Origin of the sequence: Pseudomonas sp. NFPP12, assembly GCF_900103205.1 — a bacterium.
Classification (GTDB): domain Bacteria; phylum Pseudomonadota; class Gammaproteobacteria; order Pseudomonadales; family Pseudomonadaceae; genus Aquipseudomonas; species Aquipseudomonas protegens.
The window spans coordinates 593,886-615,699 of the sequence record NZ_FMWW01000004.1; the positions used below are offsets into that span (position 1 = coordinate 593,886).

Annotated in this window: 22 protein-coding genes; 5 read left to right on the plus strand and 17 right to left on the minus strand. The window is 63.2% G+C overall.

From position 1 onward, the window contains the following. Position 1 precedes the first annotated feature (1 nt). The 3 genes from BLS75_RS19800 to BLS75_RS19810 all read right to left on the minus strand — a co-directional run bounded on the left by BLS75_RS19800 (position 2) and on the right by BLS75_RS19810 (position 2,589). Positions 2–826, minus strand: coding sequence for a substrate-binding periplasmic protein (locus tag BLS75_RS19800; RefSeq protein ID WP_072451730.1), 825 nt, complete (start codon positions 824–826; stop codon positions 2–4). Between the two features lie 81 nt (positions 827–907). Continuing rightward, entirely contained in the window at positions 908–1,837 is a 930-nt protein-coding gene (locus BLS75_RS19805) for an electron transfer flavoprotein subunit alpha/FixB family protein (protein WP_011060141.1), read from the minus strand. A 2-nt stretch (positions 1,838–1,839) separates the two neighbouring features. After that, on the minus strand, positions 1,840–2,589 hold the full coding sequence (locus tag BLS75_RS19810) for an electron transfer flavoprotein subunit beta/FixA family protein (RefSeq protein WP_015634720.1): 750 nt from the start codon (positions 2,587–2,589) through the stop codon (positions 1,840–1,842). Between the two features lie 548 nt (positions 2,590–3,137). Here BLS75_RS19810 and BLS75_RS19815 point away from each other — a divergent pair. Continuing rightward, a complete protein-coding gene (locus tag BLS75_RS19815) occupies positions 3,138–4,802 on the plus strand; it encodes an electron transfer flavoprotein-ubiquinone oxidoreductase (RefSeq protein WP_011060139.1) in 1,665 nt (554 codons plus the stop codon). Positions 4,803–4,971: 169 nt separating this feature from the next. On the opposite strand, the gene BLS75_RS19820 is transcribed toward BLS75_RS19815, so the two are convergent. Then, on the minus strand, positions 4,972–5,862 hold the full coding sequence (locus tag BLS75_RS19820) for an AraC family transcriptional regulator (protein ID WP_011060138.1): 891 nt from the start codon (positions 5,860–5,862) through the stop codon (positions 4,972–4,974). Positions 5,863–6,042: 180 nt separating this feature from the next. Between BLS75_RS19820 and BLS75_RS19825 the strand changes: the two genes are divergently transcribed. Then, complete coding sequence (locus tag BLS75_RS19825) at positions 6,043–7,095, plus strand: NAD(P)-dependent alcohol dehydrogenase (protein ID WP_072451626.1); 1,053 nt, start codon at positions 6,043–6,045, stop codon at positions 7,093–7,095. A gap of 92 nt (positions 7,096–7,187) precedes the next feature. Here BLS75_RS19825 and BLS75_RS19830 read toward each other — a convergent pair whose 3' ends face one another. Further along, positions 7,188–7,667 carry a GNAT family N-acetyltransferase gene (locus BLS75_RS19830; protein WP_011060136.1) on the minus strand — a complete coding sequence of 160 codons (480 nt, stop codon included), beginning with the start codon at positions 7,665–7,667 and terminating at the stop codon, positions 7,188–7,190. A 211-nt stretch (positions 7,668–7,878) separates the two neighbouring features. Between BLS75_RS19830 and BLS75_RS19835 the strand changes: the two genes are divergently transcribed. The 3 genes from BLS75_RS19835 (at position 7,879) to BLS75_RS19845 (ending at position 9,941) form a co-directional block, all read left to right on the plus strand. Then, positions 7,879–9,096, plus strand: a complete 1,218-nt coding sequence (locus BLS75_RS19835; protein WP_072451627.1) for an MFS transporter — start codon at positions 7,879–7,881, stop codon at positions 9,094–9,096. Positions 9,097–9,180: 84 nt separating this feature from the next. Beyond that, positions 9,181–9,507 (plus strand): hypothetical protein, encoded by a 327-nt coding sequence (locus BLS75_RS19840; RefSeq protein WP_011060134.1) that lies wholly within the window; start codon positions 9,181–9,183, stop codon positions 9,505–9,507. Positions 9,508–9,560: 53 nt separating this feature from the next. Continuing rightward, positions 9,561–9,941, plus strand: coding sequence for a Rho termination factor N-terminal domain-containing protein (locus tag BLS75_RS19845; RefSeq protein ID WP_019094643.1), 381 nt, complete (start codon positions 9,561–9,563; stop codon positions 9,939–9,941). Between the two features lie 25 nt (positions 9,942–9,966). Here BLS75_RS19845 and BLS75_RS19850 read toward each other — a convergent pair whose 3' ends face one another. From BLS75_RS19850 to mltG, 12 genes are all read right to left on the minus strand, one after another. Then, a complete protein-coding gene (locus BLS75_RS19850; protein WP_072451628.1) occupies positions 9,967–10,887 on the minus strand; it encodes a PfkB family carbohydrate kinase in 921 nt (306 codons plus the stop codon). Continuing rightward, complete coding sequence (locus BLS75_RS19855; RefSeq protein ID WP_041116809.1) at positions 10,880–12,346, minus strand: purine-cytosine permease family protein; 1,467 nt, start codon at positions 12,344–12,346, stop codon at positions 10,880–10,882. Before BLS75_RS19855 ends, BLS75_RS19850 begins: the two co-directional genes overlap by 8 nt. A 141-nt stretch (positions 12,347–12,487) precedes the next feature. Beyond that, positions 12,488–13,486 carry an ADP-ribosylglycohydrolase family protein gene (locus tag BLS75_RS19860; protein WP_072451629.1) on the minus strand — a complete coding sequence of 333 codons (999 nt, stop codon included), beginning with the start codon at positions 13,484–13,486 and terminating at the stop codon, positions 12,488–12,490. Continuing rightward, a complete protein-coding gene (locus tag BLS75_RS19865; protein ID WP_011060129.1) occupies positions 13,483–14,196 on the minus strand; it encodes a GntR family transcriptional regulator in 714 nt (237 codons plus the stop codon). The genes BLS75_RS19860 and BLS75_RS19865 overlap by 4 nt, the downstream gene beginning before the upstream one ends. 70 nt (positions 14,197–14,266) lie before the next feature. Continuing rightward, the gene (locus BLS75_RS19870; protein ID WP_072451630.1) at positions 14,267–14,830 is read right to left on the minus strand and encodes a DUF1285 domain-containing protein; all 564 of its coding nucleotides are present in this window, start codon (positions 14,828–14,830) and stop codon (positions 14,267–14,269) included. Between the two features lie 18 nt (positions 14,831–14,848). Beyond that, positions 14,849–15,451 carry a DUF4823 domain-containing protein gene (locus BLS75_RS19875; protein ID WP_011060127.1) on the minus strand — a complete coding sequence of 201 codons (603 nt, stop codon included), beginning with the start codon at positions 15,449–15,451 and terminating at the stop codon, positions 14,849–14,851. A gap of 100 nt (positions 15,452–15,551) precedes the next feature. Continuing rightward, positions 15,552–16,520 (minus strand): GTP 3',8-cyclase MoaA, encoded by a 969-nt coding sequence (locus BLS75_RS19880; RefSeq protein WP_072451631.1) that lies wholly within the window; start codon positions 16,518–16,520, stop codon positions 15,552–15,554. A 139-nt stretch (positions 16,521–16,659) separates the two neighbouring features. Beyond that, positions 16,660–17,298: a TetR/AcrR family transcriptional regulator gene (locus BLS75_RS19885; RefSeq protein ID WP_011060125.1), complete on the minus strand. Its 639-nt coding sequence runs from the start codon at positions 17,296–17,298 to the stop codon at positions 16,660–16,662. An 812-nt stretch (positions 17,299–18,110) separates the two neighbouring features. Continuing rightward, the gene (locus BLS75_RS19890) at positions 18,111–18,896 is read right to left on the minus strand and encodes a TatD family hydrolase (RefSeq protein WP_011060124.1); all 786 of its coding nucleotides are present in this window, start codon (positions 18,894–18,896) and stop codon (positions 18,111–18,113) included. 84 nt (positions 18,897–18,980) lie between these two features. Next, positions 18,981–19,967 (minus strand): DNA polymerase III subunit delta', encoded by a 987-nt coding sequence (locus tag BLS75_RS19895; RefSeq protein WP_011060123.1) that lies wholly within the window; start codon positions 19,965–19,967, stop codon positions 18,981–18,983. Further along, complete coding sequence (tmk, locus tag BLS75_RS19900; RefSeq protein WP_072451632.1) at positions 19,960–20,592, minus strand: dTMP kinase; 633 nt, start codon at positions 20,590–20,592, stop codon at positions 19,960–19,962. The genes BLS75_RS19895 and tmk overlap by 8 nt, the downstream gene beginning before the upstream one ends. A gap of 19 nt (positions 20,593–20,611) precedes the next feature. After that, positions 20,612–21,811, minus strand: a complete 1,200-nt coding sequence (gene mltG, locus BLS75_RS19905) for an endolytic transglycosylase MltG (protein ID WP_072451633.1) — start codon at positions 21,809–21,811, stop codon at positions 20,612–20,614. Between the last annotated feature and the right edge of the window lie 3 nt (positions 21,812–21,814).

Sequence of the window (21,814 nt, forward strand, 5' to 3'; positions counted from 1 at the left end):
CCTACTGTTTTGGGCTGCTGACGGGTTGCTGCAACTGGGCCTTCCAGCGCTCCAGATTGCGCTGCAGCAAGGTCTCCGTCAGACCGGACGCGGGCAATTCTGTCATCTTTTTGGCCAACTGTCCGCGCAACCATGGGTCATTGCAGGCGGAGTTATGGGACAGCGCAAGGAACAGCCCCGGTTTGTCGATGGGCTGGGGAAACGCCGCCAGATCCGCCGTCATGCCCAGGGTCTGGGCCATGGCCATGCCTGCGTAGCGAGGCGCCAGCACATAGTCCACCTCCCCCAGGAGCAAGGTCTGGAAGACCTGGGTCAGATTCGGCAGGCGCTTGAGTTGCAGATGCTCCTTGGCCATGGCGACAAAGGGCTGAGTCAGCCGGGCCTTTTCCGACATGGCGCCGGGATGGCCTGCCAGGTCTCCCGGCTGGGTGTAACTGAGAGTCGAATCCTTGCGGGTCCAGACCAGATAGTCGTTCTGCACCAGCGCCGGGTGGATGTAGTCCAGCGATTCCAGCTCATTGAAGGTCAGCGGTGCATCGGCGAGCAGGTCCATGCGCCCGGTGCGTACCTCGTCCAGCGCCTCGGAGCGCTTGCCGGCATACAGCACCTCGACCTTCAGCCCCAGCTCCCCGGCCACCTGCTGCAGCAGGTCGGCGCTGGCACCCATCAAGTGCTTGGGGTCCTGAGGGTCACGCCACAGGTAAGGCGGTGCATCGGGACTGCCAGTGACCACCAGACGCTCGCACTTGCCCGCTGCCATCGACAACGATGGCAACAACGTCAGGCCCAACAGCACTGGCCAGCCACTCATGCGGCGCAGATCCATGGCGAAACCCTCCCCCGGCAAAAAACACACATAAAAAAACCCGGCCAAAAGGCCGGGCTCTTTATAAGTGAAGACGCCGGATTAGACCAGCTTCTCCAACTCAGGTACGGCTTCGAACAAGTCCGCGACCAGGCCGTAGTCGGCTACCTGGAAGATTGGCGCTTCTTCGTCCTTGTTGATCGCGACGATCACTTTGGAGTCCTTCATGCCCGCCAGGTGCTGGATCGCGCCGGAGATACCGACGGCGATGTACAGCTGTGGCGCAACGATCTTGCCGGTCTGGCCGACCTGCATGTCGTTGGGCACAAAACCTGCGTCCACCGCAGCGCGGGACGCGCCGACAGCAGCGCCCAGCTTGTCGGCCAGGGCATACAGGTGCTTGAAGTTGTCGCCGTTCTGCATGCCGCGGCCGCCGGAAACGACGATCTTGGCTGCGGTCAGTTCAGGGCGATCGGACTTGGCCAGTTCTTCGCCAACGAAGCTCGACTTGCCGGCATCGTGAGCGGCGCCCACGGTTTCGACTGCAGCCGAACCACCTTCAGCGGCAACGGCGTCGAAACCGGTGGCACGTACGGTGATGACTTTTACGGCAGCCGAGGACTGCACGGTAGCGATGGCGTTACCGGCATAGATCGGACGCTTGAAGGTATCAGCGCTTTCTACCGAGATGATTTCGGAGATCTGGTCGACGTCCAGCTGAGCGGCAACCCGCGGCAGGATGTTTTTGCCGTTGGAAGTAGCGGCTGCCAGGATGTGGCTGTAGCCAGCGCCCAGTTCGGCCACCAGCGGCGCAACGTTTTCCGGCAGTTGGTGAGCGTAGGCGGCGTTGTCGGCCACCAGCACTTTGGCCACGCCAGCGATCTTGGCCGCGGCTTCAGCCACGGCGCCAACGCCCTGGCCGGCTACCAGTACATGCACGTCACCACCGATTTTGGCGGCGGCGGCAACGGTGTTCAGGGTGGCCGGAGCCAGCGCCTTGTTATCGTGTTCGGCGATTACCAAGATAGTCATGATCAGATTACCTTCGCTTCGTTTTTCAGTTTCTCGACCAGTTCAGCCACCGACTTGACCTTGATGCCCGCGCTGCGTGCAGCCGGCGCTTCGACTTTCAGGGTCTTGTTGGTGGAGGCGGTGGAAACGCCCAAAGCATCAGGAGTCAGCGTTTCAAGCGGCTTCTTCTTGGCTTTCATGATGTTTGGCAGAGACGCGTAGCGCGGCTCGTTCAAACGCAGGTCGGTGGTGACGATGGCTGGCAGGTTCAGCGCAACGGTCTGCAGGCCGCCGTCGATTTCACGGGTGACGTTGACCTTGTCGCCGGACACTTCGACCTTGGAGGCGAAGGTGCCTTGAGCGTAGCCGCTCAGGGCTGCCAGCATCTGGCCGGTCTGGTTGTTGTCGCTATCGATGGCCTGTTTGCCGAGGATCACCAGCTGTGGCTGTTCCTTGTCGACCACGGCCTTGAGCAGCTTGGCCACGGCCAGGGAGTTCAACTCTTCAGCGGACTCGACGAGGATCGCGCGATCGGCACCCAGTGCCAGGGCGGTACGCAGTTGCTCTTGAGCAGTAGCAGGACCGATGGAGACGACGACGATTTCAGTCGCTACACCTTTCTCTTTCAGGCGTACGGCTTCTTCCACTGCGATTTCGCAGAAAGGGTTCATCGACATCTTGACGTTGGCGAGGTCGACGCCGGAGTTGTCCGCTTTGACGCGAACCTTGACGTTATAGTCGACCACTCGTTTGACAGCTACAAGAACCTTCATGGATTCCTCGTTACTCTCCGGTGAAAAGAAAGTCGCCTAGGCGAGAACCTGGCGGTTGATGCTCATCGGCACAAGGGCACCTCCAAAAACGCTGGCGCACAAAAAGGTTGACCTTGCTCACGGGGTGATGACCGTTCGTCAGTGGTGACCGACGAGTCATTCATTATCGCGGCGTGTAGACTGCGCACTTTCAAGCTGCGCGCGCGTCACCTTTACTGCCTTTGCCCTGTCTTTAGAGGTGCTCTTGAAACCAACAGTCAGCCTACGGCGAGCGCAAAACCGACCGTATCTTGACCGGAACGCCTTTTCCGGTCAATACGGCAAAATAGCCGTTTATAAGCCGCGCTTCTTTGATTTATCTGGGCTGCGTCCAATTCAAACAAACGTTTGTATTGGACGCTGAGAGTGGTGTAGATATAATGCGCCGCCCAGAGAGAAAGGTCGGCCGTCCTCCCCTTCTCCCCCCATGCGCGATGGGAGAAAGCGGGGATGCAACGCCAAACCTCCAATTAGAAAAAACCGTTGAGCCTTGAGTAGGAGATAGCCTAGTGGAACGCGAATACATGGAATTCGACGTGGTCATCGTCGGTGCCGGCCCCGCAGGCTTGTCCGCCGCTTGCCGCCTTAAGCAGAAGGCCGCTGAAGCCGGGAAGGAAATCAGCGTCTGCGTGGTTGAAAAAGGCTCCGAAGTCGGTGCTCACATCCTTTCCGGTGCCGTGTTCGAACCACGGGCCCTGAATGAATTGTTCCCGGACTGGAAGGAACTGGGCGCCCCGCTCAACACCCCGGTCACCCGCGACGACATCTACGTCCTGCGCAGCGGCGAAACCTCCACCAAGGTTCCAGACTTCTTTGTGCCCAAGACCATGCACAACGAAGGCAACTACATCATTTCCCTGGGCAATCTGTGCCGCTGGCTGGCCCAGCAGGCCGAGAACCTGGGCGTGGAAATCTACCCGGGCTTTGCCGCCCAGGAAGCCCTGATCGACGAAAACGGCGTAGTGCGCGGGATTCTTACCGGCGACATGGGTGTCGACCGTGAAGGCCAGCCGAAAGAGGGCATGTACACCCCCGGCATGGAACTGCGCGGCAAATACACCCTGTTCGCCGAAGGCTGCCGTGGCCATATCGGCAAGCAACTGATCAAGCAGTTCAACCTGGACAGCGACGCCGACGCCCAGCACTACGGCATCGGCCTCAAGGAAATCTGGGAGATCGACCCGGCCAAGCACCAGCCTGGCCTGGTGGTGCACACCGCCGGCTGGCCGCTGGACATCATGAGCAACGAGAACACTGGCGGCTCCTTCCTCTATCACCTGGAAAACAACCAGGTAGTAGTGGGCCTGATCGTCGACCTGTCCTACGCCAACACTTACCTGTCGCCGTTCGACGAGTTCCAGCGCCTCAAGCATCACCCGGTGCTCAAGCAGTACCTGGAAGGCGGCAAGCGCGTCAGCTACGGCGCTCGCGCCATCTGCAAGGGCGGCCTGAACTCGCTGCCGAAGATGGTGTTCAAGGGTGGCGCGCTGATCGGCTGCGACCTGGGCACCCTGAACTTCGCCAAGATCAAGGGCAGCCACACCGCCATGAAGTCCGGCATGCTGGCCGCCGATGCGGTAGCCGACTCGCTGTTCGCCGGTTCCGAAGGCGCCGACGAACTCAAGAGCTACGTCGATTCGTTCAAGGCCAGCTGGCTGTATGAGGAACTGTTCGCCAGCCGCAACTTCGGCCCGGCCATGCACAAGTTCGGCCCGATCATCGGCGCGGGCTTCAACTGGATGGACCAGAATATCTTCGGCGGCAAACTGCCGTTCACCCTGCACGACACCAAGCCGGACTACGCCTGCCTGAAGCTGGCCAAGGACTGCGTGAAGATCGACTATCCGAAACCCGACGGCAAACTCAGCTTCGACAAGTTGAGCTCGGTGTTCATCTCCGGCACCAACCATGAAGAAGAACAGCCTTGCCACCTGAAGCTGACCGACCCGAGCATCCCGCTGAGCCGCAACCTGCCGCTATACGACGAACCTGCCCAGCGTTACTGCCCGGCCGGCGTGTATGAGGTGATCACCCAGGAAGATGGCGAGAAGCGCTTCCAGATCAACGCGCAGAACTGCGTGCACTGCAAGACTTGCGACATCAAGGACCCGGCCCAGAACATTACCTGGGTCACTCCGGAAGGCGCCGGCGGCCCGACTTACCCGAACATGTAAGCCGGTGCGATAAAAGAAGGCCCCCTTTATGGGGGCCTTTTTCATGCCCGGGATTCTCTGGCACAGCACCCTGCAGGAGCCGGCTTGCCGGCGAAGCGCCCCCCAAGCCTTGCTCCGGCCCAAGGGCGCATTCGCTTGCAAGCCAGCTCCTACCAGGGGCGCGGTGTTTTCAGGCGGCGCGTTCTTCGCCCGGGTTGCGTTCGAAGTAGCGCTTGTACTCGCGACTGAACTGCGAAGTGCTTTGATACCCCACCCGATGAGCCACCTGGGCCACGCCCAGCCCCTCTCCCAGCAGCAACTGCTGGGCCTTGAGCAGGCGCAGGCGCTTGAGGTACTGCACCGGCGACAGCAGGGTGCTGCGCTTGAAATGCTCGTGGAAGGTCGAGGTGCTCATGTTGGCACAGCGGGCCAGGGTCTCGACGTTCAACGGCTCGGTGTAGTGCTCGTGCAGGTGATTGAGCGAAGCCGCAACCCGGGCGAACTGCCCCTGCTGCTCCACCAGCGCCCGCAGCGCATCGGCCTGGGGCCCGCGCAAAGCGGCAAAGAGCAACTCGCGCACCCGTGAAGGGCCCATGACCTTGCACTCCAGAGGATCGTGCAGGCAGCGCAACAGGCGTTCCACGCAACCACGCATGGCGTCGTCGAGCACAGCCGAGGTCATCGACTCCAGGGTCTGCGCCGAAGCCGCCCGGCCTTCGGTGACGCCCATGGCCAGCACCAGCTCGCTCAACACCGCCCGGTCGATGGCGATGGAAACCCCCAGCAGCGGCGCATCGGGCAAGGCGAAGGTTTCGCACTCGAAGGGCACCGACAGGGCCTGGATCAGGTAATGCCCGGCACCGTACTCCAGGGTTCGCGTGCCCAGGTAGGCCAGCTTGCTGCCCTGGGCAATGATCATCAGGCTCGGCTCATAGATCTGCGGGCCCCGCGCCACGTCGCAACTGGCCCGCAGCACCTGGACCCCGGGCAAGGCGGTGGCAACGAAACCGTCACGGCTGGCAAGGGGCTGGATCAGCGAGACCAGGGTGGCGTTGGCGTCCAGATGGCGGGTCAGCAGCATGGGGAAAACTTCACGGAAAAAGGGACGAAAACATCATCGCAGGTCTGTACGCCAATGCCGCGTGAAAACCGCCAATGCCGGAGGAATAGGCATGACATGCCGAGGAATCGCCATGGTTGGCCCAGGGCCCGGCGCCGAGAATGCCACGCCTCAATCGTCAATGCTTTTGCGAGGTCCACCATGTACACCGCCATCGGTTATGCCGCCCAATCGGCCACCACTCCCCTCGCCCCCATGAGCTTCCAGCGCCGCAGTCCGCGTGCGGACGACGTCGCCATCGAGATCCTCTACTGCGGCGTCTGCCACTCCGATATCCACCAGGCCCGCAACGAATGGGGCATCGCCGTGTACCCGCTGATGCCGGGCCACGAGATCGTCGGCAAGGTCACAGCCGTCGGCACCAACGTCAGCAAGCACAAGGTCGGCGACCTGGTGGGCGTCGGTTGCATGGTGGATTCCTGCCGCCACTGCGAGGCCTGCGCCGCCGACCTGGAGCAATACTGCCTGCAAGGCCCGACCATGACCTACGCCACCCCGGACCGGGTCGATGGCAGCAGCACCATGGGCGGCTACTCCGACAGCATCGTGGTCAGCGAGCACTTTGTGGTGCGCATTCCGGAGAAACTCGACTTGGCCAGCGCTGCGCCAATCCTCTGCGCCGGCATCACCACCTACTCGCCACTCAAGCATTACGGGGTCAAGCCCGGTGACAAGGTAGGGATTCTCGGCATGGGCGGCCTGGGCCACATGGGCATCAAGTTCGCCAAGGCCCTGGGCGCCGAAGTGACCCTGTTCACCCGCTCCGCGAGCAAGGCCGAAGAAGCCCGCCGCCAGGGTGCCGACCATGTGATCGTATCCACCGACGTGGCGCAGATGCAGTCGGTGGCCGGGCACTTCGACTTTCTCCTGGACACCATCCCAGTGCCCCACGACCTCAACCCCTACCTCGACACCCTGCGCTTCGATGGCGTGCATATCCTGGTGGGCCTGATCGAACCGGTGGACCCGGCGCTGCATGCCGGCAAGCTGGTGATGAGCCGCCGGGTGCTGGCCGGCTCGCTGATCGGCGGCATTGCCGAGACCCAGGAAGTACTGGACTTCTGCGCCGAGCACGGCATCACCTGCGATATCGAAATGCTCGACATCCGCCAGATCAATCAAGCCTATGAGCGCATGATCAAGGGTGACGTGAAGTACCGCTTCGTGATCGACATGGCAACCTTGAAAGGCTGATTCTCGACACCGTCAAAGCATGGCTGGTCGCCGGGGGCGCCGATGGCGTGCGCCTTCGTCGGCACGCCGGCTCCTCCACGAGCAAGCTGGCGTCAGCCGCGAGCAAAGGCGCGCAGCACTTCGCCATCCATGCGGTACTTGACCCATTCCTCCTGAGGCTGGGCGCCCAGGGACTTGTAGAACTGGATCGCCGGCTCGTTCCACTCCAGCACGCTCCATTCGAAGCGCCCGCAATCATTGTCACAGGCGATCTGCGCCAGATGCCGCAGCAGTTGCTTGCCCGCCCCGCCGCCCCGTTGTTCCGGAGTGATGTAAAGGTCCTCCAGGTACAGGCAGTTGCTGCCCAGCCAAGTGGAATAACTGAAGAAGAACACCGCAAAGCCGATCGGCACGCCTTCGCGCAGGCAGATCAGGCCATGGGCCGTGGCCCCCTCGCTGAACAGGCTGCGCTCGATATCGGCGACGCTGGCGATCACTTCATGGCGGGCCCGCTCGTAATCGGCAAGTTCGGTGATGAACGCAAGAATCTGCGGGGCATCGCTGGGCAGTGCAGGACGGATTTCTACGGTCATCGACGGCTCTCTTGTTGGAATCAGGCGGCCATATTAGAACGGCAGCAGAAATACATGCACGACCATTTATGCCAAGCCCCCCGGCCCAGTTCCTTGCGCACGGCACTTACTCCGCTGCCGACTAACCCTGAGGCCTGCAGGAACACAACAAACACCCGGAGGCGCCATGTTAGAAAGCCCGGCATGACTTCAAGCATAAAGAGGCACTTTCATGTCGGCGTGCACCCCGCAGCAGTCCCGGGTCTCGGCCCCGTTATTCGGCCTGTTCTGCCTGGGCAGCTATCTGCTGTCGCTGTCCTACGGCTCGACCTTTCTCCTGTCGCTGCTGATCGGCAGCCGTGGCGGCAATGAACACGATGCCGGCACGGTGATTTCCACAGCCATGCTCAGCACCTTCGTTGCGGTGATCGGCTCCGGGCACCTCTCGGACCGCCTCGGCGCCGCGCGCTCGGTGGCAGTGTTCGGCTGCCTGCTGGCGGTGGCCAGCCTGGGCTTTGCCCTGACCCCGGGGGTCGGCCCCGGCCTACTGTTCTTCGGCCTGACCCTGGGCCTGGGCTGGGGGGTGTTCTATACCCTGGGACCGATCATCGTGGCGATGCTGGTGGAGCCTGCGCAACGGGCCCGCTATTTCGCACTGCTGTCGGGCAGCATGATGACCGGCATCGGCTCCGGCCCCTTGCTGGGGCGCCTGGCCAGTGCCCTGGGCTACCCACTGGCCAGCGCCTTTCTGATCGCCGCCGGTGCCAGCCTGCTGGGTGTGCTGATCTTCTGGCGGCTGGGCGGCCGGCTGCGCCAGCAGGCCAACCACCTGGGCACCGCAGCGGCTGGCATCACCTGGGCTGGCACCGCGCAGGTGCTGTCCTCCCGCGCCGTCTGGCCGATTCTCATGGTGGGCCTGGGAGGTTGCGTATTCGGCGGCCTTTCGAGCTTCCAGACCAGCTACGGCCCCTCCCGCGGCGTCGACTACTCGCTGTTCTTCCTCGGCTTCATGAGCGCCGCCATCGCCAGCCGCCTGCTGATCGCCGGGATCGTGGTCAAGCGCGATCCCTACCGTGCCGCCTGCCTGCTCTCGGGGCTGATGCTGGTGTCGATCCTGCTCTTTTTATTTGCTGTCGACAGCAGCGCCAGCTACCTGCTGGCTGCCGTGACCCTGGGGGTGGGCTATGGCCTGACCTACTCGGTGATCAACGGCCTGGCGGCCAACGAAGCGCCAGCCGGCCGCACCTCCCAGGCGTTGCTGCTGTTCAGCCTGTCGTACTTCATCGGGGTTTTCGGTTTTCCCTGGCTGGCCGGGCGGATCATCGTCGAAGCCGGCATCCAGGCGCTGCTGTTCACGGTGCTCGGCGTGGCGTTGCTGAACTGGCTGATCAGCCTTGGCCGCCTGGGCTGGCGGCGCCTGGGCCACTGGCGTATGGCAGCCGGTGCATAACACCGTTCGTCGATCATCAGGCACCAACCGGCCCCGGCAGCGGACCAATATCAGGTAACGACTCTAACGAATGGAGGCGACACCATGATCAAGGTCCAACTCTGCGCCCTGGCCCTGGCCGGGCTGCTGTCCACTGCTGCCCTGGCCGGCGCCACCGGCCCGACCAACCCGGTTGAAGGCCCGAAATCCCCGGCCACCCAGGGCACGCCGAAGATCAACATCAACCCACCGGCCATGGACGAAGGCTCATTGCCACCGGCGACCGGGACCGACCCGCGCATTCAGGGCAACGACAACGGCCGCCAGGGCGGTGTCGGCACCATGGACTCCAGCACACCCGACAGTGGCAAGACCGGTACCGGCTCGAAAACCACCACCGGCGGCTCAGGTTCTGAAGGCAGCAGCCAGTAACCGCCGGTTCAATCCAGCAGGCCCTGTGCGCCAGGGCCTTGAGGAGAGATGTCATGACTCGAGGAAGCAAAGCCAAATACACCCTGGCCCAGCGCCGCAAGGCCGCGGCCATCGAAGCCAGCTACGAAGAACGCGGGCTCTCGCCGGAGCAGGCCGAAGCACGGGCCTGGGCCACGGTGAACAAGCAGTCCGGCGGCGGTGAACGGGCGGGTGGCTCCGGTCGGGACAAAAGCCCGGCAGACAAGGCCCGGGCCCGCAGCGAGTCGGCCCGGCGCGCGGTGGCCACACGCCACGGGCATGCCCGCAACAGCGCGGCGTCCCTGGGCACCCAGAGCAAGGACAGCCTGATGCGCGAAGCTCGGGCGAAGAAGATTCCGGGACGCTCGCGCATGCGCAAGCAGGAGCTGATCGAAGCCTTGAGCAAGGCCGGCTGACCGGCGGCCAACTGCTCGCCCTGACTCAGCCGCGCGCCAGCAAGGCATCCACTTCGGCACTGCCCGGAGCGGTGGCCGGGCCACGCCGGGTGACGGCAATCGCCGCCGCGGCGTTGGCCCGACGAGCCGCCATCAGCGGCTCGAGGCCCGCTGCGAGCCCGGCGACCAAGACCCCGGCGTGGGCATCACCGGCACCGTTGCTGTCCACCGCCTCCACCTTGAACCCCGGCACCTGCACCGCCTGCCCCTGGCGGCTGACCCAACAGCCGCGGGGGCCATCACGCAGCACCAGCAACGCCGCAGGTGACAACCAGCTTTCGAGCTGCGCCAGCGCCTGGGCAATCTGCGAAGTACCGGTCAATTGCAATGCCTCGGCGCGGTTGCTGCTCCAGATATCGATCCGCGGCAACAGCGCCGCCATCAAGGGTGAATCTGCCGAACCGGCCAACGGCCCCGGGTCGAACATCAATGGGATCGAACGAGGCAGCGCCAGCAACCAGTCCAGCAGGGCCCGTGCCTTGCACTCCTGCAACAGGCTGTAGCCGCTGACATAGAGGTAATCCCCCGCCTCCACCCGGACCCGGGCCAGATCCTCGGCCGACAATTCGCCCTCGGCGCCGATATGGGAAATGAAGGTGCGTTCAGCAGAGGCTTCGGTCAGGGCCACGCACAGACCGGTATCAGCCCCCCTGCCGGGCTCCAGGCTCATCTGTATGCCTTCGCCCTGCATCGCCGCCCGCGCCAGGTCGCCAAAGCGCCCCTGCCCGTGGCGCCCGAGGTAGACCACCGGCAACCCGTTGCGCGCCGCGGCGGCCATCACGTTGAAGCCGCCACCGACCTCGAAGCCCGCAGATTGCGCGAGCACATCGCCTCCGGAGGCCGGCAGGCGCTCTACCGCCATCACCAGGTCGACTATTACCTGGCCGGTGTGCAGCAACCTAGGCATTGGCGTTCTCGACAAAGGCCGCGCGCCGGTCCCGGGCACCGCCCAGTAGAGCGTAACCGCCGCCGGCCACCAGGAAGGTAACGATCCAGCCCAGGCCGTTATGCCCCAGCCAGGAATCTGCCAGGGGCCCGGTGAACCAGACGTCTTCGGCAGTGGTGCCGATGGTGGTGAAACAGAAGCCCAGCACAATCGCCAGCACCCAGGCGCCAAAGGCTCGCCATTCGATGCCGCCCCGGTACCAGTAGGCGCTGCTCGGGCCGACGTTGAGCAGATCATCGGCGCTGTAGTGATGACGATGGATCAGGTCCACCACGAAGATCCCCACCCAGGCGGTGATCGGCACCGCCAGCAGGGAGATGAAGCTGATGAAAGGGCCATAGAAGCTGTCGGCAATCAGCATGAAATAGATCGAGCCGAGGAAGATCGCCACGATATCCACCAGCACCGCATAGACCCGCTTGACCTTGAGGCCCAGGGTCAGCGCGGTGAGGCCGGCGGAATACACAGAGAGGTTGTTGGACAGCAGCAGGCCGCCAAAGGCCGCGACCAGGTAGGGCACGGCCATCCAGGTCGGCAGCATGTCGCGGATCGCGATGATCGGGTCCACTGCCGAGGCCAGGTGATCGTTGCCCACCGACAGCAATCCGCCCAGGGTAATCAGCAACACCAGCGGAATGCCGGCGCCAAACGCCGCCGAGGCCACCAGGCGCCCGGCCGTTACCGAACGGTGCTGATAACGCGACATATCGGCCCCGGAACTGGCCCAGCCAATCCCGGTCCCGGCGGCCATGGTGCCGACGCCGATGATCATCGCGCTCATGGGGGCCGGCGCGGCATTGAAGACCGCCGCCCAGTCGATGGTGGCGCAGAGGAAACCGCCCACCAGCACGTTCAGGGCACCAAAGCCGTAGGTGGCCCACTTCTGGATGACCAGCAAGGTGGCGTGGCCCAGGCCGGAGACGCTCAGGGTCATCAGCACGAAGATGCCGATGAACAGCAGGGTCAGCAGCGGCGCATCCTTGGCCGAGGCCGGGGTCTGAAACAGGATCGAGCTCAGGGACAGCAGGACAAAGGCCGCCGTGGTGGTATTGACCGTCTCCCAGCCAACCCGTGAAAGCATCGACACCAGGGTCGGGCCGATATTGCCCCGCACCCCGAAGATTGCCCGGGACAGGGTCAGGCTCGGCGCCCGCCCGCGCCGGCCGGCTACCGAGATCAGGCCGACCACGGCGAACGACCCCACCGACCCCAGGATGGCCACCAGCAGCACCTGCCAGATCGACAAACCGCGAAACGCCACCAGAGTCGCCCCCAGGGGCAGGCCGAGAATACTGATGTTGGCCGCGAACCAGACCCAGAACAGCTGCAGCGGGTGCCCGTCGCACTCGGCCTCGGGAACCGGCTCGATACCGCGGGTTTCCAGTTGCCCGGCGCCTGATCCGGCCGTGGATGAACTCATGATAAAACTCCTGTTGCCGTTGTTAGGGGTATTGGGCAATTTCGGAAGTCACAGAACATCCCGGCATTCCTGGCCGTGTCATAGCTTTCCATAGCGATCGGCAACATGGCCGCACACCGCGGCCAGTACCTTAAAGGCGGCTCAACGCAGCGCCAGCAGCTGTTCCACCAGAGGCTGCAGGTCCAGCTCATTGACCTTTCGCACCTGCCCGATCAGTTCGCCAGGCCAGATCTCCATCCCCAGGCAAGCGCCGAGCATGGCACCGAGAATCGCCGCGATAGTGTCGGTGTCGCCCCCAAGGCCCGCGGCCATGCACAGTGCCTCGAAGGCCGGCAATTGCCCCAGGGCCACTTGTCGGGCCAGGGCGAAACTCACCACCACCGATTCCTGGGAAGCCACCGAGGTGCCGATCAGCTCGTAGAGCATCCGCGCAAAGCCTTCCCGGTCGCCGTCGACACGCAGGGTGCCGGTCCAGTCCAAGCGAGCACCGATGGTGGCACCCGCTACCCAGTGCCCCTGGGCCTGGGCCTGCCAGGCGACCTGCACACCAAGTGCCAAGGCTTCGGCCAGAGGCTGGCCGTTGATTCCGGCGGACACCACCGCCGCCACCGCCGCCGCGCTGGCAATGCCCAGGCTGGTGTTGTGCGTCACCTGGCAGGCCTCGACCACCGCCTGCAGAAACGTCTCGGGCCGAGCCACATCGGCGGCGATGCCCACCGGCGTGATGCGCATGGCGGCGCCATTGGTGGTGCCATAGCGGCCCGCCTCTTCAACGGACTCCCCGGCGAGGATCACTTCAATGGCGCGTTTGGTGGAAGGCCCCAGCAGATCCTGGGAACCCTTGGCCTGCATCTGCGCCTCCCACTCGATCAGGCTCTGGGCCAGGGCCGCCGGAGCGATCCGGCCCTGCCCCCGGACCAACAGGCGAGCCACCAGGATCGCCTGCTCGGTATCGTCGGTAATGGAGCCCCGGGGCATGTTCGCGGCAATCGGCTGGTCCGGGCCGGCGTCCTCCAGGGTGCGAATGACGCCGAAGCGCTGCTGGATCTGTTCCCGGCTCAAGGATTGGGTCGGCATGCCCAGCGCATCGCCCAGGGCCAGCCCGTAGAAGGCGCCCAGGGCGCGCTGCAATGCATTCACCGCGGCTCTCCGAACTGCAGGTGCATGCGAAAATGCTGCGGGTCCAGCAGGCTTTCGACCTGCTCCATAAAGCGCCCCTGGCGGTCGTAGGTGGTACGCAGGGCCTTGAGGAAGACTTCGCCCGGCGCACGTCCGAGCAATTGGGCATCTTCAGCATTCAAGGGCTCGGCGCCGATCCACTGATCGCCGCGCTCGCCGATATAACCGTAGGCGGCCAGGGTAATGGTCAGGGAATCATCGATCAGGCCGACCCTAGGCAGGCCTTCCAGCTCGCCGGAAGCCGGGATCAGAGAGCGCTCCAGGGACAGCACCCGGCCATCGGTGCTGCGGCGCCGGCGATCGAGGGCGATGAACTGGTCGGTGCCCAGGCGATGCTTGAGGTCCGGGCGCTGGATCGCCTCCAGGCGCAGCACCTCGGTGTTGACCAGCGCACCGCTGTCGGCCAGGGCCTGGGCCCAGCCATGATGCTGATCCAGGGCAACACCGTCGAAGGTGACGATGGAGCCTACGCCGCTTTGCGTGGCGATGTAGTTGCGCCGCTTGAGCTCGGCCAGGGCCTCGCGCAAGGTGCCACGGCTGACACCGAACTCTTCGGCCAACTGATGCTCGCCCGGCAGTTGAAAGCCGTCCTCCAACAGGCCGCTTTCAATACGCCGGATCAACTCGTCGACCACCCTTGTTTTCTTATCGAATCGGACATGTTTGATCATGTCCGGCTTGATACATGAAAGGCCCGAGCCAGAGCAAGAAATATCTTCTTACAGCCGTCTGAAACGCCCGTCAGGGTTCAAGACCAATGGGAAAGAACACCCCGCAACTCCACACCCCCAGCCAATTCTGGCCGTCGATCTGGCGGGCCTGCGCCAGCTCCACCAGTTGGTAGAAGACGTTGCGATGGATCAGCGCTTCAAGATTGTGTCGAACCAGAATGTAAGGCGCCGGTTCCTGGGTCAGGGGGTCGATCACCACCCGCAGCGGGTGCTCATCATTGGCGACCACCTGCTCCTCGACGTTGGTAGAAAAGCGCAGCACCTGAGCCTCGCCCTGCCCTTCGACCTCCAGGGTCACGGCGACGAAGGGTGCGTCATCGACCTTGATGCCGACCTTCTCCACCGGAGTGATGAGGAAATAGTCATCGCCATCGCGGCGAATGATGGTGGAGAACAGCTTGACCATGGGTTTGCGGCCGATCGGCGTACCCAGGTAATACCAGGTGCCGTCGCGGGCGATGCGCATGTCAATATCGCCGCAGAAGTCGGGGTTCCACAGGTGGACCGGCGGCAGGCCTTTTTCAGCCTTGGGAATCTGCGCCAACAGGTCGTTGGCCTTGCCTGGACCACTCATACCGCTCTCCTCCCTCAATCAGTCGCTCAGGCCCAGCAGGCCGCGCGCGTATTGCTGCAACGGCGGACCAAGCAGATCCTGTGGCTTGTTGTCGTGGAACGTCAGTAAACCGCCACGGCTGCGAATCCGCGCGGAATCGATCAGGTACTGGGTACTGGTTTCGATCAACATGATCTGGATGGTACTGGTATCCACCCCCAGGCGGTCCACGGCTTCCTGATCCAGCCACTCGTCAGAGTTACCGATACGGTCATCGGCCTTGGCGAAACGGGCGTAGAGCAGATAGTGCGCCCCCGCTTCCCGGGCTTCGGCCATGGCTTCATTCAGGCCCTCGGGCGCCTTGGCCCGACGCACCATGGGGAAATACTCGACAAAGCCGTTGAAGGCTTCCTCGGCTACCACGTTGGGCCGCGGATAAGCGCCACCCGGCGGTACGAAATGCCCCTGGGCAATGAAAATGAACGAATCCGGTTGAATGCGGAACGAGCTGGTGCGGCGTGTATCACTGTGATCGAGCACCCCCGCATCACTCAGGTGATAGCGCACCCCTTCGCCCATATCACTGACATTCATGCAGCCGCCGAGTGCCAAAAAGGCCAGCAGCAAAACCAGGCTACGCATCCTACCCTCCAAAATCCGGTGACGGAAAACCGGCGAATGGCCACGGGATGCAGCTTCCGCGCCAGCTCCGCCAAGGAAGGGAATTCGTCGGCAAAGCACCTCAGCCGCCAATGATCTTCATCACCGTGGCTCCACCGGAAAAGGCCAGCTCCTGCTTGTCCCCCAAGGCCTTGACCAGCAGCCGCTGCATGGCCGGCAGAGCCTGATGGCGCGGCTTGTCCAGCAGGTCGCCGACATAGTGACGATTGCTCGAAGAAAGGCAGCCGTGCAGCCAGCCCGTGGAGGACAGCCGCAAACGCGAACAGGTGCGGCAGAACGGCACGCTTTCGTTGGCGATCACGCCGAAATGACCGTGCCCGGGAATGGCGTAGCGCACCGCGGTAGCATCCACCGGCGCATCGGCCTGAAGGTATTCGTAGCGCTGGCCGATCAGGTCCAGCAACTGTTGCAGGCTGACAAACTGCTGCAGGAAAGCGTTGCCATCATTGGCCAGGTGGCCCATGCGCATCAGCTCGATGAAACGCAGCTCGTAACCCCGTTCCAGGCAGTAATCCAGCAACGGCATCACCTGATCCAGGTTCTGCCCGCGCAACGGCACCATGTTGACCTTGATCTTCAAACCGGCACTGCGGGCTTGCTGCATGCCATCGAGCACCGTGGCCAGGTCGCCGCCACGGGCAATGCTGCGAAAAGCCGTCGCATCCAGGGTATCGAGGGAAACGTTGATCCGGCGGATACCGGCCTCCACCAGCAACGGCAGCTTGCGCGCAAGCAATTGGCCATTGGTGGTCAGGCTGATGTCGTCCAGCCCCATGCGCCCCACCGCGCCCATGAAGGCTTCCAGCTTGGGACTGACCAGGGGTTCGCCACCGGTGATGCGCAAGCGCTCGATGCCCGCCGCTTCCATCAGGTACGCCACGCCGCGAGCCATTGCCTCGGCCGACAACTCGTCCTGGGCAGCCACCAGCCGCTTGCCGTTGGGCACGCAGTAGGTACAGGCGTAGTTGCAGGCAGACGTCAGACTGATCCGCAAGTTGCGAAAGCGCCTGCCTTGACGATCAACGATCATGGATGACTCCGGCGTAGGAAGGGAGAACCGGGCAAAACCTGACCCAAAAATCAGGTTTTGGCAAGTCCCATGCCTGAGTATATTCCTCGGACACTGCGCCATACAGTTTGTCGATGGCGCAATACAGCGGCTGAATGCCTTAGCTGTTCGAGGTGTCGGGGTCGCGCTTGCGCTTGTTGCCCATGCGCACACCGATGTCCATCAGGAACTGGAAGAAGCCTTCCTGATCTTCCAGCACATTGCTCCAGAACGGCGAGTGGTACAGCGCAACCGCACCATGCACCAGCGCCCACGAGGCACAGTAGTGGAAGTACGGCGGCACGTCTTCAAGCTTGCCTTCACTGATGCGACCCTTGATCAGCAGGGTCAGGCGCTCGAAGTTGGACGCGCGGATCTTGTGCAGTTCCTCGACCATCTCCGGCACCTGGTTGCCCTTGACCACCTTCTCTTCCAGGCGGTCGAACAACCGATAGCGCTGCGGGTCACGCATGCGGAATTCGAAGTAGGCCCGGGACAGGGCTTCCTTGTCCTTGTCGACGTCGGCCGAGTGCAGCAGCTCGTTCAGGTCGCGCTCGTAGTCGAGCATCAGGCGCAGGTAGATCTCCGCCTTGGACTTGAAATGCTTATAGATGGTCCCTTTGCCGATACCCACGGCATCCGCAATCATCTCGACGGTGACACTGTCTTCACCTTGTTCGAGGAACAGCTTGAGCGCGGTATCGAGAATTTCTTGCTCGCGGCGACGAAACTCACGGACCTTACGAGGTTCTTTCTGCATAAGAAAAGGTCTGTTCGGGGTCAAAATCGAAGCCGCGTATTATGCCTAACTTGCGCCAAAATGCACGGATCATCCATCGTTGCTGGTGTTTCTGGCGCAAAAGCCGCCCCGTCAGAACCTTCCAGACAGGCGCCAAAAGCCAGGGAAATCCCGTGAATACGGGGCCGGGCCAGGGTTCAAATAGCAAACTTCCACAGCCGCCAAGCTCCGGATCAGACCGCGAAGTCTGGTTTTTCCCGCAACCAGCACCCTGGATTGCCCCACGCCCTGCGTGCGACGCAAAGACCTCGATAAGTCGCAATTTCATCATTGCCCGGCTGATTCGTCGCTCAGCGGGGGCCAATGCAACTGCCGTCCCACAGCATCAGAGAAGCCCTAGAAGAGCGGAAGAATAATCCGAAAGTATCGATGGCGTTGATAACTGCCAGCCGGACAGGTACCGCAAACTGCAACAGATTATGTAGGCAACCTTCAGGAAAATGCGGCTATTTTTAGTCTTATCGGCTAAAAATCAGGTGATATTCAGCGATCGCGTCGAAAATTGCGATACAGGCAACCCAAATGAGAACTCAAGCGAAGCGCGCGTATTCCAAATTTGTTTAAAAAACGAGCAGGGGCAACTGGACTGAATGCAATAGTGATCAATACTTCAACTGTCGGCGGGACATCTCCCCCAAGTGAAACGCCGATCAAGGTACCGAAGGACCGCGTGCCTTAGTTTTACTCCTAATGGTCTTAACCCGGATTCACCCCCCAGAACCCGGGTTTTTTTTTGCCCGCCATTCAGCGCCAGTGCACCGTACGACCCAGGCTCAGCCCTTGACCCGCGCCAAGGGGAACAGGCGCTTGAAGTTGGCCGTGGTTTGCTGGGCAAAGGCTTCATAGCTTTCGCCCCGCAGCATCGCCAGGAACTCCGCCACCTCGCGCACGTACTGCGGCAGGTTGGGCTTGCCACGATAGGGGATCGGCGCCAGGTAAGGCGAATCGGTCTCCACCAGCAGGCGGTCGGCCGGCACCTGTCGGGCCACGTCCCGCAGGGCATCGGCATTGCGGAAGGTGACAATCCCCGAGAGGGAAATATAGAAACCCAGGTCCAGGGCCGCCTTGGCCATTTCCCAGTCTTCGGTGAAGCAATGCAGCACACCGGCATTGGGCAATGCCGCCTCGCGCAACAGTGCCAGGGTGTCGGCGCGGGCGCCGCGGGTGTGCACCACCACCGGTTTGCCGGTCTGCTGGGCGGCCTGCAGGTGCAGGCGGAAGGATTCCTGCTGCAGCTCGGCGGCTTCCGGCTCGTAGTGATAGTCCAGGCCAGTCTCGCCAATGGCCACTACCCGGGGGTGATTCAGTTCATCCAGCAGCCAGTCCAGGGCCGGCGCTGCGCCGGGCTGCACATCCAGCGGATGCACGCCCACCGAGCAGTCGACATCGTCATAACGATCGGCCAGGGCCTTGACGTCCGCCGCGTTGTCGGCGCTGACACCGATGCACAGGAAGTGCCCTACCCCCCGCTGGCGGGCAGCAGCCAGCGCGGCATCCAGGGAGCCGTCATGAGCGGCGAGGTCGAGGCGGTCAAGGTGGCAATGGGAATCTACGAGCATAGGAGGCTACAACTACATCCGATCAATGAAAGGCCCGGGTTGTGGCGCCCGGGCGGAAACAACGCTGAGTCTAGGCGCTGCGGGTCAATTCTGGGTAGGCAGGGCCGCCCACTGCACCAGCAAGGCTTCCAGCAACAGCACGCGGTTGAGGTTGGCCTTGCTCAGGACCTTCTGGCGCTGGGCGAGGATCCAGTCCTGGATGTTCAGCACCTTGGCCTGGGCGGACTTCTGCGCCAGGTATTGCAGCACCTTGCGCATGTCTTGCAGGCCCAGTCCCTGCTCATCCTGGGTCAGTTGATAGCGCAGGACCAGGTTCGACCAGTCGCAGAACCAGTCGAACAGCAGCAACAAGGGAATGGCACTCCAGGATTCGGCCAGTTGCGTGGGCGACTGCTGCTGTTTCAGCAGCTTCTTCACCCCTTCCACCACTTGCGCCCGCTGCTCGCGAACACCCTGGGCCTGCAGGCTGACCGCTGCCAGCGGCGAACCGGCAGCCAGGGTCAAGAGCTCCACCCGCTCCTCCTCGGAGCAATCAGGCAGGGCCTGGGCCAGCCACTCAAGGCTCATGGCCTCGCTGGGCAGCGGACAGGCCTGCTGCACGCAACGGCTCTTGATCGTGGGCAACAACCGGCTGGGCTGGTGGCTTACCAGCAACAGCACAGTGTTGCCGGAAGGCTCCTCGAGACTCTTGAGCAGGGCGTTGGCGGCGTTGATATTCATCGACTCCACCGGCTCGATCAGCACCACCTTGCGCCCCCCCAACTGGGCTGTCTGGACCACGAAGCTCACCAGTTCGCGGACCTGGTCGACCTTGATCGCCTTGTCCGCTTCCTCCGGCTCCAGCACGTAGTTGTCCGGGTGGCTGCCGGCCAACAGCAACAGGCAGGACTTGCATTGACCACAGGCGTCCAGGCCTTCCGGGCGCTGGCACAGCAAGCGCGCCATCAGCCGCTCGGCCAGGGCCCGCTTGCCGATACCCGCCGGGCCATGCAACAGGTAGGCATGGGCATGCTGGGTACGCCCCGCCAATTGCTGCCAGAGGCTGTCCTGCCAGGGGAAGACTTCAGCCACGGGCGCGCTCCAGCAACTGCGGCAACAAGCTGTCCAGGGACTGCTGGACCTGGGCCAGGGGCTGCGCCGCATCCACCAGCACATAACGCTGCGGCGCCGCTGCGGCGCGGGCCAGGAAGGCTTCGCGAACCTTCTGGAAGAAGGCCTGGCCTTCCTGCTCGAAGCGATCCAGCCGGCCACGGGCACTGGCTCGCGCCAGGCCGACATCCACCGGCAGGTCGAAGACCAGGGTCAGGTCGGGGCGCAACTCGCCCTGAACGAAATCCTCCAGCGCAGCAATGCGCACAAGGCTCAGGCCGCGGCCCGCGCCCTGGTAGGCGTAGGTGGAGTCGGTGAAACGGTCGCACAGCACCACCGCACCGCGCTCCAGGGCCGGGCGAATCACCGTTGCCAGGTGCTGGGCACGCGCGGCGAACACCAGCAACAGCTCGGTATCGGCATTCATGACCTCTTCCACCGGGGTCAGCAGTACATCGCGAATCCGCTCGGCCAGCGGCGTGCCACCGGGCTCACGGGTCAACAGCACCTCGATCCCCGCAGCGCGCAGGCGCTCGGCGAGGTACTCGCGATTGGTGCTTTTGCCCGCGCCTTCCGGGCCTTCCAGGGTAATAAACAAGCCAGTCACGGGCAGTCCTTAATCAATGTCATTGCGGGCTTTTCGCCGCGGGCTCGGGCACAGGCTCGGCAGGAGCCGGAGTCGCAGCCGGCTCGGGCGCAGCTTGCGGGGCGCTTGCCGGAGCCGTCTCCGGGCCAGGGGCTGCAGGCGTCTCCGGTGCCTGACCTGCCGCTTCGGGAACCGCTGGCGTGGCGGCTGGGGCCGGGCTGGAACGGTAGTCGGCGCGACGCTTGAGCTGAAACTCGCGCACCGCGCTGTTGTGGGCATCCAGGTCATCGGAGAACACATGGCTGCCGTCGCCCCGCGCGACAAAATACAGGCTCTTGCCGGGCACCGGGTTGAGGGCGGCGTGAATCGCCTCGCGTCCGACCATGGCGATCGGCGTCGGCGGCAGGCCGGCAATCACGTAGGTGTTATAGGGCGTGGCTTCCTTGAGATGAGCCCGGGTCAACTTGCCGGTGTAACGCTCACCGAGGCCGTAGATCACCGTAGGATCGGTCTGCAGCAGCATGCCAATCTGCATGCGACGCACGAACACGCCTGCGATCTGCCCACGCTCCTGGGGTACGCCGGTTTCCTTCTCCACCAGCGAGGCCATGATCAGCGCCTGATAAGGATCGCTGTAAGGCGCATCGTCGGCACGCTTGCTCCACTCCTTGGCCAGCACATCGTCCAGGCGGTCGTAGGCTTTTTCCAGGAGCTCGGCGTCGGTCATGCCCCGAACGAAACGATAGGTGTCAGGGAAGAAACGCCCTTCAGGGAAAACCCCGGGATGCCCGAGCTTTTCCATCACCTGGCTGTCGCTGAGCCCCGTCAGGGTCTGCTGCAATTTTTCGCTCTTGGCCAGGGCGCTGCGTACCTGGCGGAAATTCCAGCCTTCCACCAGGGTCAGGCTGTACTGCACCACCTCACCGCGCTGCCAGAGGCCGATCAGGCCTTCGGCAGTCATGCCTGGGGTCATGCGGTACTCGCCGCTGTGCAGAGGCTGGCCCGCCATATTGAAGCGCCAGTAAAGGCGCAGCCAGAAGGCATCATCGAGCACACCCTCGGCTTGCAGACGATTGAAGGTGCCGGTGGGCGTCGAGCCGGCGGGAACATCGAGCAACTGTTCCTGGCTCAGGTTCAGCGGTTGTTCCAGGGCCGAGTGCAGTTTCCAGGCACTCGCACCCAACAGCAGTCCTGCCAGGACCAGTCCGGTTTCCAGCAGGAGCAGTAATTTACGTCTCACGAA